The sequence below is a fragment of the Micromonospora musae genome (genome assembly GCF_003626635.1).
Classification (GTDB): domain Bacteria; phylum Actinomycetota; class Actinomycetes; order Mycobacteriales; family Micromonosporaceae; genus Micromonospora; species Micromonospora musae.
The window spans coordinates 341,262-357,707 of record NZ_RAZT01000004.1; the positions used below are offsets into that span (position 1 = coordinate 341,262).

The 16,446-nt window shown below is 70.4% G+C and carries 9 protein-coding genes; 7 read left to right on the plus strand and 2 right to left on the minus strand.

What is annotated here, in order from left to right:
- Positions 1 to 42: 42 nt before the first annotated feature.
- Entirely contained in the window at positions 43 to 2,658 is a 2,616-nt protein-coding gene (locus D7044_RS10340; RefSeq protein WP_158609976.1) for a M14 family zinc carboxypeptidase, read from the plus strand.
- 174 nt (positions 2,659 to 2,832) lie between these two features.
- On the plus strand, positions 2,833 to 3,993 hold the full coding sequence (locus D7044_RS10345; RefSeq protein WP_120674587.1) for a DUF4185 domain-containing protein: 1,161 nt from the start codon (positions 2,833 to 2,835) through the stop codon (positions 3,991 to 3,993).
- A 264-nt stretch (positions 3,994 to 4,257) separates the two neighbouring features.
- On the opposite strand, the gene D7044_RS10350 is transcribed toward D7044_RS10345, so the two are convergent.
- Entirely contained in the window at positions 4,258 to 5,016 is a 759-nt protein-coding gene (locus D7044_RS10350) for an SDR family NAD(P)-dependent oxidoreductase (protein WP_120674589.1), read from the minus strand.
- Between the two features lie 160 nt (positions 5,017 to 5,176).
- On the opposite strand from D7044_RS10350, the gene D7044_RS10355 reads away from it, so the two are divergent.
- The 3 genes from D7044_RS10355 (at position 5,177) to D7044_RS10365 (ending at position 9,668) form a co-directional block, all read left to right on the plus strand.
- Positions 5,177 to 6,094 (plus strand): AraC family transcriptional regulator, encoded by a 918-nt coding sequence (locus D7044_RS10355; protein WP_120674591.1) that lies wholly within the window; start codon positions 5,177 to 5,179, stop codon positions 6,092 to 6,094.
- Positions 6,095 to 6,336: 242 nt separating this feature from the next.
- Positions 6,337 to 8,709 carry a glycosyl hydrolase family 95 catalytic domain-containing protein gene (locus tag D7044_RS10360; protein WP_199716562.1) on the plus strand — a complete coding sequence of 791 codons (2,373 nt, stop codon included), beginning with the start codon at positions 6,337 to 6,339 and terminating at the stop codon, positions 8,707 to 8,709.
- A gap of 227 nt (positions 8,710 to 8,936) precedes the next feature.
- Positions 8,937 to 9,668: a dienelactone hydrolase family protein gene (locus D7044_RS10365; protein ID WP_120688686.1), complete on the plus strand. Its 732-nt coding sequence runs from the start codon at positions 8,937 to 8,939 to the stop codon at positions 9,666 to 9,668.
- Between the two features lie 77 nt (positions 9,669 to 9,745).
- On the opposite strand, the gene D7044_RS10370 is transcribed toward D7044_RS10365, so the two are convergent.
- Positions 9,746 to 11,230, minus strand: coding sequence for an FG-GAP-like repeat-containing protein (locus D7044_RS10370; protein ID WP_411710978.1), 1,485 nt, complete (start codon positions 11,228 to 11,230; stop codon positions 9,746 to 9,748).
- A 399-nt stretch (positions 11,231 to 11,629) separates the two neighbouring features.
- Between D7044_RS10370 and D7044_RS32345 the strand changes: the two genes are divergently transcribed.
- Positions 11,630 to 14,923 (plus strand): DUF2961 domain-containing protein, encoded by a 3,294-nt coding sequence (locus tag D7044_RS32345; protein WP_158609977.1) that lies wholly within the window; start codon positions 11,630 to 11,632, stop codon positions 14,921 to 14,923.
- 66 nt (positions 14,924 to 14,989) lie between these two features.
- Positions 14,990 to 16,435, plus strand: coding sequence for an FG-GAP repeat domain-containing protein (locus tag D7044_RS10380; RefSeq protein WP_120688688.1), 1,446 nt, complete (start codon positions 14,990 to 14,992; stop codon positions 16,433 to 16,435).
- Positions 16,436 to 16,446: the final 11 nt, after the last annotated feature.

Here is a 16,446-nt window from a genome sequence, read left to right on the forward strand (position 1 = left end):
TCGACAGTCGTCCAGCATGACGCCGACGCAAGGAGAATGTCTGTGCGCACCTGGCGGAGGAGGGCGCTGCTACCCGCAGCCGCTCTGCTTGCACTGACCCTGCCCCTGAGTAGCAGCCTCGTTCTGAATTCGGCCGCCACCGCGGCCCCGCGCATCACCAGCCCCGAGCAGTTCTTCGGCTTCCCCCTCGGCTCGGAGGGCAAGCTCGCCCGCTGGGACGATCTCGTTCGCTACTACAAGCTCGTCGCCGACCGCTCCGACAAGGTGCTCTACCAGGAGATCGGCAAGACCGCGGCGGGCCGGCCGTTCCCCCTCCTCACGGTCAGCTCCCGGGAGAACCTACGGAACCTCGACCGGATCAAGGAGGTCAACAAGCGGCTCGCCGATCCGCGTGGGCTGACCGAGGTGGAGGCGAAGAAGCTCGCCGCGCAGAGCAAGCCGGTCTTCCTGCTGGAAGCCGCGATCCACTCCACCGAGGTGGGCACCGCGCAGGTCATTCCGAACATTCTTCACCGGCTCGCCGAGGAGAAGTCGACAACGATTTCGGAAATCCTCGACAACGTGGTGGTGCTCATCATTCCGGCGCAGAGCCCGGACGGCACCAAGTGGGTCGGCGACCATTTCAACGAAACCGCGGGGACCAACTACGCGCGCACCTATCCCGACCTCTACCAGAAGTACATCGGGCACGACGACAACCGTGACTGGTTCATGTTCACCCAGCCCGAGACGCAGATCAGCGTCGCCCTGCAGAACGAGTGGAAGCCGCAGGTCGTGCAGAACCTGCACCAGATGGGTAACGCCCGGGGCCGGATCTTCATCCCCCCGTACCTGTCGCCGAACGACCCGAACATCGACCCCATCACCGTGCAGCAGACCAACTCGCTCGGCATGGAGATCTCCCGAAGCCTGACCGCCGAGGGCAAGAAGGGCGTCAACTGGGGCTCGACCTACGACTACTGGACGCCGTCGCGGCAGTACATGACCTACCACGGCGCGCCGCGCATCCTCGTCGAGGCGGCGAGCGCGCAGGACCTCGCGTACACGTACCGCAGCAGCGACGGCGGCCCGATCGGTCCACAGGAGCCGGACACCAACTTCATCGAGCCGTACGACCAGTCCACCTGGACGCTGGCGCAGATCGTGGACTACCTCGACACGACGGTCTTCGGCGCGTTGAGCAACGTCGCCAAGTACAGGACAGAGTGGCTCTACAACTTCTACCGCACCCAGCGCAACGCGGTCGAGCCGAGCGCCGACAAGCCGTTCGCCTACGTGGCGCCGGCCGGCCAGCGGGACCCGTTCGCCACGTACGAGCTGCTGAAGACGCTGCAGACCGGTGAGGTCGAGATCGAGCGGGCCATCTCGGCCTTCACGGCGAACGGCAAGCGCTACGAGGCCGGCTCCTGGATCATCCGGTACGCGCAGCCCTACGGCCGCTTCGCCAAGACGCTGCTGGAGACGCAGGACTACCCGGACCTGCGGGAGTACCCGGGTGGCCCGCCGCAGAACCCGTACGACGTGACGGCGCAGACCCTGCCGATGCTCCTCGGGGTGCAGGTCGACACCATCGCGAAGCCGTTCACCGTCTCGACCAGCCGGGTCAAGCAGGTGCAGCCGGCCGCCCCGGCGTTCCCCGGCGACCCGGGCAGCCGCGGCGCCTACCTGGTCGGCCCCGAGTCCTACGGCACCGCCATGATGATCGCGGCGCTGCAGAAGGCGGGTGCGGAGACCTTCCGGGCCGGCGCCGAGTTCTCGGCCGGTGGGCGCAGCCACGCGCCGGGAACGCTGATCGTCGAGCCGAGCCGGGCGGCGCGGACCGCGCTGCAGGAGGTCTCCCGTAAGACCGGTATCCCCGTCTTCGGCGTCGGCCAGGCCCCGCGGGTGGCGGCGGAGCAGCTCAAGGAGAACACCCGGGTCGGCCTCTTCCGCGGCGTCAACAACATCCCCGGCGGCTGGATGAAGTGGCTCTTCGAGCAGTACGACATCGGCTTCGAGGAGGTCGTCGCCGCGGACTTCGCCGGTGACCTCAACGCGAAGTTCGACGCGATCGTGCTGCCGGCGGGGATCAGCCGCGCCGACATCGTCTCGGGCCTGAACCGGGACCGTTACCCGGCCGAGTGGGCCTGGGCGTACGGCGTCGGCGAGGAGGGTTGGGCGAAGCTGCGCAAGTTCGTCGAGGACGGCGGCACGCTGCTGGCCATCGGCGACTCGGTGGCGACGGCGCGCCAGCTCGCCTCGCTGCCGATCACCCCGGCGCTGCCGACCGACGAGCACGTCTTCTTCTCGCCCGGCAGCATCCTCAACCAGCGCTTCGACACCACGGACCCGGTGGCCTGGGGCATGCGCCCCGACACCCCGGTCTGGTTCGGCGAGGACGACCAGGCGTACAACGTCGAGGGTGGCGACGTCGTCTCCTCGTTCCCGACCTCGGGCGAGCAGCTGCGCAGCGGCTGGCTGATCGGCGGCGAACACCTCAACGGCAAGGCCAACGTCGTGAAGCACCAGGTGGGCGAGGGTCTGATCGTGACCTTCGGTAGCGAGCCGACCTTCCGTACCTGGTCGCGTGACCCGAGCAAGCTGCTCTTCAACGCGATCTACCACGGACCGTCCACCCCGGTGGAGGCCAGCGCGCTGCCGGGCGCGCTGGGCGGCTGACCCTGGCGTAGCAGGGCGGCTACGGAGGGGGCCGTGTCCCAGCCACGGGACGCGGTCCCCTTCGCGCCGCCGAGCAACCGAGCCCGGCGGCGGTCCGATCTTGACCCATGGGTACGGAATGTGAAAATCTCGAACGATCTTGAAAGTGTCGTTCGGGCCCGTGGAGGAGGGGACATGCGCCGCAGCCGTGTCTACGGAGGACTCATCGCGCTGATCGTCGGCTCGACGACGGTCGCGGCCGGGCCGGCGACCGGGGCGGGCGCGAACGTCGCGGCCGGCGGCGGCTGCGCCCCGGTCGTGACGGCCGCCCGGCCGGCGGTCGGCCTCCAGCAGAAGTGGGCGCACTTCGGCGACGGCGCCGGCGCGGGGGAGTGGGCCGGTGGTGACGGCACCTACTCGACGCCGCTACCGGACGGCCGTACCGCGTGGCTCTTCAACGACACCTTCCTCGGGCCGGTCGGTCCCGGCCGGAGCATCACCCCGCACGCGCCGGTGCACAACACGATCGTGACGGCGGACGGCCGCAGCGACCGGCCGACCGGCACCATCCTGCGCGGAACCGCGGAGAACCCGCTCCCGATCGTCGGTCCGGCCGGCACCGACGAGCCGTGGTACTGGAACGGCGACGGCATCGTCGACGGCGGCAAGCTGTACGTCTTCGAATTCCAGCAGCGGACGGCGGGCGAAGGCCACTTCGGCTTCGAATGGATCGGCACCGACCTCGCGTCCCTGTCGTTGCCGGATCTGCGGCTGCGTGAGGTCACTCCGACCTATGACGGGCACGGCATCCAGTGGGGCGTGGAGCTGCTCCGGGTGGGCGGGTACATCTACATCTACGGCACCGGCGCCGAGTGGCCGGGCAAGCAGGCCCACGTCGCGCGGGCCCGGGCCGGCCACCTCGACGGCGCCTGGGAGTTCTACACGGGCAGCGGCTGGTCCCCGAACGAGGCCGACTCCGTCTCGATCCTGGACGAGGTCGGCTCCTCCTACGGCGTCGCCGAGGTGCAGGGCCGGTACGTGCTCGTCACCACCGACAGCTACCTCGGCTCCGAGATCTACGTCCACACCGCGTCGACGCCGTTCGGCTTCGCCGGCACCGAGCGGGTGCCGGTCTACGACACCCCCGAGGGGCAGCCGGAGTTCGACGCCGACGCGGACGGTGACATCTACACCTACAACGTGGCCGTGCACCCGACGATGAGCGCCAGGAACAGCCTCGTCGTGTCGTACAACGTGAACAGCACGAGCATCGCGGACCTGTACGGGGACATCAGCAACAACCGGGCGCGCTACCTGGACCTGCGGTTCGCCCCCGGGCACCGCCCCTGCCGGTAGCCCCGACCCGCGGCGTGCTCCGCTGACCCGTATCCAGGCGAGGTAAGGCGTGCGGTCACGGGTCCGTCCCGTGGCCGCACGCCTGCCGCCCGCCCGAGCTAGGGCGTGTGTCAAAGTCCCTGGCCGGCCTGCGGCGGGCCCAGACGACGACCGGCGGCGTCGGCGCTTCGTCCGGATACGACACCGGTATCCGAACGAATCCCCGCCTTGCCGGACCGCCGCCTGGACTCCGCCTCGGCTGGACCGAGGACTTCGACACACGCCCTAGAGGTTGAAGCCGCCGGCGACCTCGATGTCCTGCGCCGTGATCCAGCGCCCCTCGTCGGAGACGAGCGTCGCGATCACCATGCCGATGTCGTCCGGCTCGCCGACGCGGCCGAACGCGGTCTTCGCCGCGAGGGCGGGGATCACCTCGGGGTAGCGTTCGAAGGCGTTGTCGGCGAGTCGGGTACGGGTGGCGCCGGGGGCGATCGAGTTGACGCGGATGCCGCGCGGGCTGAACTCCTTGGCCATGTACCGGGTCAGCACCGTGAGGCCGCCCTTCATCGAGGCGTACGCCGAGTAGCCCGGCTCCAGACCGGAGTGCAGCGCGGCGTTGCTGGTGACGTTGACGACCGCGCCGCCGTCGGCCAGCAGCGGCAGCAGGGTCTGGGTGAGGAAGTACGGCCCTTTGAGCAGCACCCGCATGAACCGGTCGAAGAGCTCTTCGGTGGTCTCCTCGAACATCGCCATCTGGCCGAAGCCGGCGTTGTTCACCAGGATGTCGAACGTGTCCCGCTGCCAGGTGTCACGCAGAACCGCCTCGATCGAGTCGCGGAAGGCCGGGAAGGTCTCGCTCCGGCCGACGTCCAGCGGCAACGCGACCGCGCTGCCGCCCTCCTTCTCGATGGCGGCGACGGTGTCCCGCGCTCCCTCCTGGTTCCTGCCGTAGGTGAGCACCACACCCACTCCGCGCTTGGCGATCTGGATGGCTGCGCTCTGTCCGATGCCGGAGCTGGCGCCGGTGACGATGGCGACCCGCATGGTTCGCCCTACCTCTCCGTTCGTGGAGCGCGGCAGCGCTCCGGGGAATTGGGGTTGACCCAATACAACCTCCTGAGCTGCGCAGGTAGTAGAACGATGGTCTTGGAGACTTGCACGATCCTCCAAGCCCGGAGAGCAGTGGGTGTGCTTCAATCGGGTTGTGCCCCTCGACGAGCTGCGGACGTTGCTGGCCCGCCATGCCCGCCCGGATGGCGCCACCGCCATCGACGGTGTGCTGATCTCGAAGGTCGAGCGGGTGGACCCACCGTCGGCGTCGATGTCCGGCACGGTCTTCGCGCTCATCGCGCAGGGCGCGAAGCGTCTGGCGCTGGGCGACCGGGTGTACGAGTACCGCGCCGGTCAGTACCTCGTCGCCTCGGTCGACCTGCCGGTCACCGGTCACTTCACCGAGGCCAGCTCGCGACTGCCGGCCCTGGGGCTGGGCCTGGTGCTGCAACCCGCCGCCGTGGCCGAGCTGTTGCTGCAGGCCGCCGCAACCGATCTTCCGCCGGTGGGCGGCACCCCGCCGCTGGGCATCGCGGTCAGCGACGCCCCCGGCGAGCTGCTCGACGCGGCGATCCGTCTGCTGCGCCTGCTCGACACTCCCCGCGACGTCACGGTGCTCGCCCCGCTGATCAAGCGGGAGATCCTGTGGCGGCTCGTCAGCGGTGAGCAGGGGGCGGCGGTTCGCCAGCTCGGCCTCGCCGACAGCAGCCTGGCGCACGTCTCCCGGGCTGTGCACTGGATCAGGGACCACTACGCCCACTCCTTCCGGGTGGAGGAGGTGGCCCGCAGGTCCGGCATGAGCGTCTCCGCCTTCTACCGCAACTTCCAGGCGGTGACCGCGATGAGCCCGATCCAGTTCCAGAAGCAGATCCGGCTCCAGGAGGCCCGGCTGCTCCTCGCCACCCACCCCAACGACGTCACGGGCGTGGGCCGTCGGGTCGGCTATGACAGCCCGTCGCAGTTCAGCCGCGAGTACCGCCGGCAGTTCGGCGCGTCACCCAGTCAGGACGCTTCCCGCCTACGCGGCTCGGCGGTCACCGTGACCCGCAACCCCGCGCCGGCGCTGCCCTGACGAACGGCGCGCTGCCCGGTCGTCGAACCCCGCGGCCGGGCCGCAGACGTGGGGTGACCGGATAGGACGGTGCTCGCCGCAGCGCGGCCACCCAGGACATCGGTGGCTGTTGACATCCCAACGACAGGCGTTCATATTTTATGAAAACATCGGAGCGCTCACGAGATGAGCCGCCTGCCGTGCCGGGAGTTGCCGGATTTCGCGCGACAGAGGTCCGATGTATACGTCGGAAGGAAACCACCGTGCTCGAGTCGTCACGTCGTAACTTCCTCCGCCTCACCGGCGCGGCCGGCGCCGGTCTCGCGCTCGTCGGCGCCCGGCCGTTCGCCGCGCACGCGGCACCGGCCCGCCCCGCCGAGGCCGCGCTGGTCCCGGAGGCCGAAGCGACGACGCTCTGGTACCGCACCCCGGGCCGCGAGGACCAGATCATCCGCGAGGGGCTGCCGATCGGGAACGGGCGACTCGGCGCGCTCGCCGCTGGCGGTCCCGCCGAAGACGTCGTCTACCTCACCGACGGCTCGTTCTGGACCGGCGGGCGTAACGACACGCTGCAGAGCGACGGCCAGCTCCCGTACGACTCGAACGGCTTCGGCAGCTTCGGCCTGCTCGCCCAGGTGCGCATCGCACTCACCGGTCACACCCCGGACGCGTACGCGGACTATCGCCGGGCGCTCGACCTCAGCAACGGAATCGTGTCGGCGCGTTACCGGATCGGGAAGACGACCTACCGCCGCGAGCTGTACGCCAGCCACCCCGACGACGTGATCGTCCTGCGGCTCACCCGCTCCGGCGGCGGCAGCCACACTGGCGCCGTATCCCTGGTCGGCACGCACGGCGAGGTCACCACCGCCTCCGGAGGCCGGGCGAGCTTCGCCGGCACCCTGGCCAACGGCCTGCGGTACGCCGCGGCGGTCACCGTGATCGGCGTCGGCGGCCGGGTCGGCGTCGACGGCTCCAAGGTCACCTTCGAGGACTGCAGAGAGGTCCTCGTGGTGATCTGCGGTGGCACCGACTACTCGCGGGACGCAGCCCGGGACTTCCGTGACCCGGCGGTCGATCCGCTCGCGCTCGCCCGTGCGAAGGTCGCGGCGGCCGTGGGTGTCGGCGCAACCGAGCTGCTCGCCACGCACGTCACCGACTACCGGCGGCTCTACGACCGGATGCGGCTGCGCCTGGGGGAGTCGACGCCGGCGCAGCGGGCGCTCGACACCTGGTCGCGGGTCGCGGTGCGCTACACCGACCCGAGCACCCCCGACCCCGAGCTGGAGGCGATGTACGTCCAGTTCGGTCGATACCTCACCATCACCGGGTCACGTGACCGGCTGCCGATGAACCTGCAGGGCATCTGGGTGCACAACAACAACCCGGACTGGTACGGGGACTACCACACCGACATCAACATCCAGATGAACTACTGGCTGGCCGACCCGGCCGGGCTCGGCGAGTGCACGCAGGCCCTGGCCGACTACTGCGTGTCCCAGTTGCCGGTCTGGACCGACGTGACCCGGCGGCTCTTCAACGACCCCCGTAACCGCTTCCGCAACACCAGCGGAAAGGTGGCCGGGTGGGCGGTCGCCTTCTCCACGAACATCTACGGCGGCAGCGGCTGGGCCTGGCACCCCTCCGGCAACGCGTGGCTCTGCAACTCGCTGTGGCGCCACTACGAGTACAGCCTGGACCGTTCGTACCTGGCGAAGATCTATCCGGTGCTCCGGGGCGCGGCCGAGTTCTGGCAGGCCCGGCTCGTCCCGACCACCGTCACCGAGCCGGACGGCACGACCCGCGAGGTGCTGATCGACGACACCGCCTGGTCGCCGGAGCACGGTCCGGACGCGAAGGGCATCACCTACGCCCAGGAGCTCGCCTGGGACCTGTTCCAGCAGATCCGGATCGCCGCCGAGGTGCTCGGCCGGGACGCGGAGTTCGCCGCCGAGGTCACCGACCTCCAGGCCCGGCTCTACCTGCCCCGGGTCAGCCCGAAGACCGGCTGGCTGGAGGAGTGGATGAGCCCGGAGAACCTCGGTGAGACCACGCACCGGCACCTCTCCCCGCTGATCGGCTTCTACCCGGGCGACCGGATCAACACCGACACCAGCCCGAAGCCCCTGATCGACGGGGTGCGGGCCCTGCTCACCGCACGAGGCATGGACAGCTACGGCTGGGCCTGCGCATGGCGGTCGCTCTGCTGGTCCCGGCTCAAGCACGCGGAGAACGCCTATCAGCTCTACCTGACCGTGCTGCGGCCGTCGATGAACAACGGCAACGGCACCTCGGCCAACCTCTTCGACATGTACAGCCAGGGCAGCTACACGATCTTCCAGATCGACGCCAACCTGGGCGGCGCCACCGCCGCGCTGGAGATGCTGCTCTACTCCCGGCCCGGCGTCATCGAGCTGCTGCCCGCGCTCCCCGATGCCTGGGCGGACAGGGGTGAGGTGACCGGCGTCGGCGCGCGCGGCGGCTTCGAGGTCGATCTGGCCTGGCGTGCCGGCAAGGTGACCAGTGTGACGATCCGTAGCGTCGGCGGCACCGAGACCGAGCTGCGTGCGGGTGGTTGGCGACGCCGGATCACCGTGCAGCCGGGCAGGTCCGTCACGCTGACCCCCGGCCGCTGACGCGCCTGGCGGAGCCGGCCCGACCGGCCAGGACTCAGCCCCGACGGGTCCTGGCCGGTCGATCCGGCGGGGCAACGGCGGCGGCTCGCCGTGATACCTTCGGCGTCGCCGTGCGCCGCTGCGAACCGAGGAGGTGAGACCGATCAACGCTGTGACAGGTCGGGCCTCCCTCCCGCGCGTGGCCTAGGGAGTGCCCGCAGAAGGCATCCCGAAAGGCTTCAAACGCTGTGCAATTCACCTCTGAGACGTCGTTCGACGGCATCCTCGAACAGCTCTTCACTCTCGGCGAGATCCCTGGCGTGCTCTGGACGCGCGAAGGCGCCGTCGGTCCTCGCCCCCTGATCCTGATGGGGCACGGCGGCGGTCAGCACAAGAAGGCCCCGGGCATGGTGGCCCGCGCGCGCCGCTTCGTGACCGAGGCCGGCTTCGCGGTCGCGGCGGTCGACGTGCCCGGTCACGGCGACCGGCCGAAGGACGAGGAGTACGACCGGATCGCGACCGAGAACCAGGCTCGGGTGGCGGCCGGAGCGGAGTTGGCACCGCTGATCGCCGACTTCCAGGCGCTCGTGGCTCGCCAGACCGTTCCGGAGTGGCGGGCGGTGCTGGACGCGGTCCAGGCCCTCGGGCACGTCGGCGCGGGTCCCGTGGGTTATTGGGGCGTCTCGTTGGGCTGCGGGCTCGGCGTGCCGTTCGTCGCCGCCGAACCTCGGGTCCGCGCGGCAGTGCTGGGGCTGGGCGGGGCGCTGGCCTCGGCCGACGCCGCCGGGAGGATCACCGTTCCGGTGGAGTTCCTGGTCCAGTGGGACGACGAGCGGGTGCCACGGGCCCAGAGTCTGGCGCTCTTCGAGGCGCTGGCCTCGACCGAGAAGTCGCTGCACGCCAACCCGGGCAGGCACGGGGAGATCCCGGCCTTCGAGCTGGAGAGCGCGCTCCGGTTCTTCGCCCGGCACCTCGGCTGACCTCGCCGCCGGGCGTTCGGTACGCGCCGATCGGGATCCTCCCCGATCGGCGCGTACGCGGAACGCGATCAACGTGCTCAGAGGGTGGTCTCGCCGTTGAGGCCGAAGAAGTCGTGCCATTTGGCGCCGCCGGTGAAGGCGGTGCCGGTGGAGAGTCCGACGTAGACGTCGTTGAGGGTGCCTTTGGTGAAGACGATGATGTCGTCACGCCCGTCGCCGTTGTAGTCGCCGAGGTAGGGGAACTCGCCGGCGAGGCAGAAGAAGTCGTTCCATTTGATGGTGGTGCCGGCGAAGCTGGTGCCGGTGGAGGTTGCGGCGTAGACGTCGGCGTTGGCGTTGCAGGTGAAGGTGACGATGTCGTCCTTGCCGTCGCCGTTGATGTCTCCGACGCGCGGCTGTTCGGCGCCGACGGCGAAGAGGTCGTGCCAGGTTTGTGCCGCGCCGAAGGCGGTGCCGGTGGAGAGGGCCACGATGACGTCGGAGGCGGAGGCCGGTCCCTGGGTGAAGGTGATGAGGTCGTCCCGGCCGTCGCCGTCGACGTCACCGAGCGCCGGGTACTCGCCGGCGATGGAGAAGTACTCGTGCCACTTCACGGCCGTGCCGGCGAAGGACGACCCGGTGGAGAGCGCCACGTAGACGTCGCCCGCGGCGTCGTGGGTGAAGGCCACGATGTCGTCGCGGCCGTCGCCGTCCACGTCGCCCACCGCCGCGACCTCGGCGTTCGGCGCGAACCAGTCGTGCCATTTCGTGGCACCGGCGAACGCGGCGCCGGTCGACAGGGCGACGTACACGTCGGCGAGCGTGCCGTGGGTGAAGGCCACGATGTCGTCCCGGCCATCGCCGTCGAAGTCGCCGGAGAGCAGTGTCTCGCCGTCGAGGCCGAAGAAGTCGTTCCACTTCACCGACGTCCCGGCGAAGGACGAGCCGGTCGAGGAGGAGACGTACACGTCGTTCGTCGCCCCCTTCGAGAAGGCCACGACGTCGTCGCGGCCGTCGCCGGTGAAGTCCGTGGGGGAGCCCGCCAGGTATCGACCGCCGGTGCTCGACCCGCCGCAGTTGTCGCTGACCAGGAACCGCTGTTGGTACTGGCCCGGATAGGGGGCCAGCGACACCCCGTTGATCACGATCGGCTGACCGACCCCGTTGAAGAGTTGCTCGTAGTGCACGTGCGGGCCGGACGAGTTGCCGGTGCTGCCCGTGACGCCGATCTGCTGGCCCTGCTGGACGTAGGCACCGTCGGGCACCGAGTAGGAGCTGAGGTGGAAGTAGTAGGTGGTCCAGCCGCCGCCGTGGTCGATGACGACGTAGTTTCCGGCGCCGCCGGGCTGGGAGTAGCGGCGGGCCACCCCGGCGGCCGAGGCGACCTGGGGGGTGCCGCCGGTGATCCCCCCGTCCGCCCGTACGAAGTCCAGCGCCTGCCGTACCTCGGCGCTGTGGTGGCTGTAGGTCCATCGCTGCCCACACGGGAAGGGCGCCTTGAAGACCGGCGCGGCGAGCGCGGGCACGGGCTTCGCCACCGCGCCGGTCAGCACGGCCGTGGCCAGGAGGAGCAGTGCGACCAGACTGCGACGCACGGTGTCACCGTAGCGGCGGGACATGTCGTGACTCCTGTCGGGAGATGGTCGGGGGACGGTGCGACAGGCGGCCCCACCGCCGTTCGGCCACGTCCGGAGGGCAGCGCACCGGCACACCGCGTACCTCGGCGTCGCCCGGCCCGACGCGCTGGCACGCCGCTCGCGACGACGGTCCCCTGTGGAGTCCGGCGCGGCGCCCGGCTCCCGGGCTGCTGGCAGAAGTCAAGCCGTACAGCTCGACACTTGTCAATGCCTGATGGCCTGGACTGAAAATTTCATTCTTCGCCGCAAAGCAAGTCGGCAACCATTGACAATCGTCGCTGGCCGCAGTTAACTCCCGGGAAATCGATTGCCCGCTATCCCGACGGCACCTGCGAAGGGAGACCGATGAGGCTACGAACCCCCCGCTGGCTCGCCGCCGCCGTCGCGGCGGCGCTGGTCACGACCATCTCCACGGCGGCGGCCGCCACCGGGCCGAGCGCGGCCGCCACCGGTGCGAGCGGCGCCGGCCGAGCTGTCGCGGCCGCCGCCGACAAGGGCCCCGTCGGGTGGGACGCCTACCGTCGCCTCGACCGGCTGCCCGAGCTGTCGGGCGGAACCCGGACCCGGCAGTTCTCCAGCTTCGCCCGCGACGGCTCCAACGACGACGGGTTCGTCGGCACGTACTCCTGCCTGCGCCAGTCCGGCGGCTGCGTGATCGCCGAGGATCGCGGCGCGGGGGAGGTGCAGTCGATCTGGTTCACCCGGGACGAGGGCAACGTCACCGCCACCGGCTGGATCCGCATCGAGCTCGACGGAGTCGTCGTCGTCGACACCGGGCTGCAGAACCTCGTCAACGGCGGTCTCGGCAGCCCGTTCGTCGCGCCGCTGGTCAGCAACGCCGACCAGACGTCCGGTGGAGTCACCGTCAAGGTGCCGATGCCCTACCGGGACTCCATGCGGATCACCACCCAGCGCAACCCGCTCTTCTACCACGTCACGTTCCGCGAGTTCGACGACGCGACAGGGGTGTCCCGATTCGACCCCGCCGACCGGGCCACCGACGTCGTCGACCTGCTGCGCGCCGCCGGCACCGGAGACCCGAAACCGCCGCAGCCCGGCGCCGGCACCACGGCCGCGACGGTCACCGTACCCGCCGGTGGGGCGGCCACCCTCGCGACGCTGAGCGGACCGAGAGCGATCACCGCGCTGCGGCTGCAGGTGCCCGACAGCGCGGCCGGCGAACCGGTGCTCTCCGGTCTCCGGCTCCGGATCACCTTCGACGGTCGTACCACAGTGGACAGCCCGGTCGGGGAGTTCTTCGGCAGCGGCCTGGGCGAGCGCCGGGTCCGCTCGTTGATGTTCGGCATGGACGACGCGCCCGGCGGCTGGTACAGCGTCTGGTGGCCGATGCCGTTCCGCTCCACGGCGACAGTCGCGCTCGCCAACACCAGCGGCACGACGGTCAGCGGCGTTCGCGCGGAGATCACCTCCGCCCCCGGCACGCAGTGGACCGACGCGCTCGCCGCGAACGGACCCGCCGGCTACTTCAGCACCCAGTCCCGGCGGGCGGAGACCGTCGGCGGGACCGACTGGATCGTCGCCGACCAGACCGGCCGCGGCCGCTTCGTCGGTGTCTCGCAGACCATGCGCGGGCACATCATCGGCGGGAACACCCGCAACTATCTCGAGGGCGACGAGCGCGTGCACGTCGACGGTTCGCCGACCCCGCAGATCTACGGCACCGGCACCGAGGACTTCTACGAGTCCGGGTGGTACTTCAACCGGGGCGAGTACAGCGGCGTCTTCACCGGCAATCCGGCGCACCTGTTCCGCGCCGGTGGATGCGCCGACGAGTGCGACGCCACGTACCGTCTGATGATCGGTGACGCCGTCGCGTACGGCACGGGTCTGCGCTTCGGCATCGAGCACGGACCGGTCAACGACATGCCGGCGAACTACGCCTCGACGGCGTTCCTCTACACGCAGCCCACCGTCGCGTCGCGGCGGACCGACGCGATAACCACCGGCGACGCCGCCAGCCGGGCGAGCCACGCGTACACCGACTCGGCGACCCAGTACCCGTTGAGTTCGAGCTTCGAGGGCGACGACGACAACGTCACCGAGACGGCCCAGGTCCGCGCCGCGACCGCCGCCGTCCGGTTCCGGATCGCGCTCGACCCGGCCAACCAGGGCGTACGGCTGCGCCGCCACGCCGACCAGCTCAGCGGCTACCAGCAGGTGGCCGTGTCGGTGGACGGCGCCACGGCGGGCGTGTGGTCGCAGCCCCTGGGCAACGCCCGGCAGCGGTGGCTGGCCGACGAGTTCGTGCTCCCGGCGGCGCTGACCAGCGGCAGGTCGACGGTCACCGTGACGCTCGCCCCCGCCTCGGGCGCGCCGGCCTGGACCGCGGCCCGCTACCTGGTCGACAGCGTCGTCGCACCGTTCACCGACACCACCGCGCCGGGGGCGGTCACCGGGCTGGCGCTGGGCGGCGGCCGGGTGCACGCCCTCGGGCTCTCCTGGTCGCCGTCGACCGACGACGTCGGGGTGACCGGTTACCGGGTCTACTCGGCCCGGACGCCGGGGGTCGCGATTACGCCCGGCAACCTGGTCGCCACCACCCGGTCGACCTCGTTCCGGCACGGACCGTTGCCGGCGGGCCAGACCCGCTACTACCGGGTCGTCGCCGTGGACGTCGCTGGGAACACCGGGCCGCCCTCGGCCGAGGTGTCGGCCAGCACCCGGCCCCGCAACGTCAGCGACGCCAACGGTGACCGGCGCGACGACGCGATCGACTTCACCCGCGGCAGCGCCGCCGACGTCTTCACCGCCCTCTCCGACGGCACCCGGTTCGTGCCGGACGGTCGGTCGTGGAACGACTTCTTCGCGGCCGGCGCGGAGATCCCACTCACCGGCGACGTCAACGGCGACGGCCGGGCCGACATCATCACCTTCACCAGAGGTGAGAACGCGGACGTCTACGTCGGGCTCTCCACCGGCTCCGGCTTCGCCGCGGGCGTCAAGTGGCACGACTTCTTCGCCGTCGGCACCGAACTCCCGGCCGTCGGCGACGTCAACGGCGACGGCCGGACCGACATCATCACCTTCACCCGGGGCGAGAACGCCGACGTCTACGTCGCGCTCTCCACCGGCTCCGGCTTCGGCCCGGGGGTCAAGTGGCACGACCGCTTCGCCCTCGGTGCCGAGCTGCCGGCGGTTGGTGACGTCGACGGGGACGGTCGCGACGACATCGTGACCTTCACCCGGGGCGGTACGGCCGACGTGTTCGTGTCCCTCTCCGACGGCACCCGCTTCGTCGAGGACGGGTGGAAGTGGCACGAGAACTTCGCCGTCGGCGACGAGCTGCCGGCGGTGGGCGATGTCGACGGGGACGGTCGCGACGACATCGTGACCTTCACCCGGGGCGGTACGGCCGACGTGTTCGTGTCCCTCTCCGACGGCACCCGCTTCGTGCAGAACGCCTGGAAGTGGCACGAGAACTTCGCCATCGGCGACGAGACGCCCGGAGTGGGCGACTTCGACGGCGACGGCCGGGCGGACGTCCTGACGTTCACCCGAGGTACGGCGGCCGACGTGTACGTCGCCCTCTCCGACGGCGGGCGGTTCGGGCCGACGGCCAACCGGTGGCACGACCAGTTCGCGCCGAACGACCACCTACCCCGGCCGAGCGTGCCGTGAGACACCTCCAATCGACCCCGACGCGACCCCCCGAACCCACGCACCACTCACCGGTGAGGAGCCATCGTGAGACGCAAGCTTCTGGCGATCCCGCTCGCGCTCTGCACGGCCCTGGCGGCAGTGGCCGTCGGCGTACCCGCCCAGGCGGACCCGATCGGCACCCTGGCCTGCCCGTCGATCCCCGCCAACCACGACCCGGCCATCACCCTGATCGTCTACCGGGTGGCCCGCGCCCACAACGTCAACGACAAGGTGCTGCTCTCCGCCTTCGAGGCCGGTTGGGTGGAGTCCCACATGAACAACCTGCCCTGCGGTGACAAGAGCTCCCTCGGGGTCTTCCAGCAACGCTGGGACTACGGCTGGGGCACCCCCGAACAGATCATGGACCCGGTCTACGCCACCACCCAGTACGTCACCCGGGCCATCGTGTGCGACAGCAACAACCCCGGCTTCACCGCGGGCCAGGTCGCCCAGTGCGTACAGCGCTCCGGATTCCCGGACCGCTACGACCAGGTCGCGGCGAAGGCGCGGACGCTGCTCGCCGAGGCGGCCCGCACCCACGCCATCGCCGGCGGATCGCCGACCGACGTCACCGGCGACGGCCGCGACGACGTGCTCACCTTCACTCAGAACGGGCTGGCCGACGTCTACGTCGCCACCTCCACCGGCTCCGCCTTCGCCGGCACCTCGGCGAAGTGGAACGACTTCTTCTCCATCGGCGGCGAGACCGCGTCGAGCGGCGACGTGAACGGCGACGGCCGCGACGACATCGTCACCTTCGCGCACAGCAACACCGGCGACGTCTACGTGGCCTTGTCGAACGGCTCCGCCTTCGGCGGCGGCCAGAAATGGCACGACTGGTTCGCCCCGGGAGCGGAGATCGGCGCGGTCGGCGACGTCGACGGTGACGGCCGCGACGACCTCGTCGCCTTCACCCACAACCCGGCCGGCGACGTCTACGTGGCGCTCTCCACGGGCACGTCGTTCGGCCCCGGGCAGAAGTGGCACGAGTTCTTCAGCCCGTTCGGCGAGTACCCGGCGGTGGGCGACGTCGACGGCGACGGCCGGGACGACCTCATCACCTTCACCCAGGGTCCGGCCTCCGCCGCCGACGTGATCGTGGCCCGCTCGACCGGCACCGCCTTCGGCGCGGCACAAACCTGGCACGACCTCTTCGCCGTCGGCTCGGAGCTGCCCCGCGTCGGTGACGTCAACGGCGACGGCAAGGACGACATCGTCACCTTCACCTGCGACGCCAACGCCGACGTCTACGTCGGGCTCTCCACCGGTACGTCCTTCGCCGGCACCACCGTGAAGTGGAACGACTTCTTCTGCCTCGCGGGCGAATTCCCCTACCTCGGCGACTTCGACGGCGACGGGCGTGACGACATCGTCGTCTTCACCAAGGGCGCCACCAACGACGTCTACGTCGGTCTCTCCACCGGCACCGCGTTCGCCGGCGGCGCCAAGTGGCACGACTTCTTCGGCCTCAACGGGGAGGCGACGCTGTGAAACCCGAACTG

Excerpts from the sequence above, each read along its gene's own strand:
- D7044_RS10345 (WP_120674587.1), top strand. The coding sequence starts at position 2,833 with ATGCGCCGCAGCCGTGTCTACGGAGGACTCATCGCGCTGATCGTCGGC.
- D7044_RS10350 (WP_120674589.1), bottom strand. The coding sequence starts at position 5,016 with ATGCGGGTCGCCATCGTCACCGGCGCCAGCTCCGGCATCGGACAGAGC.
- D7044_RS32345 (WP_158609977.1), top strand. The coding sequence starts at position 11,630 with ATGAGGCTACGAACCCCCCGCTGGCTCGCCGCCGCCGTCGCGGCGGCG.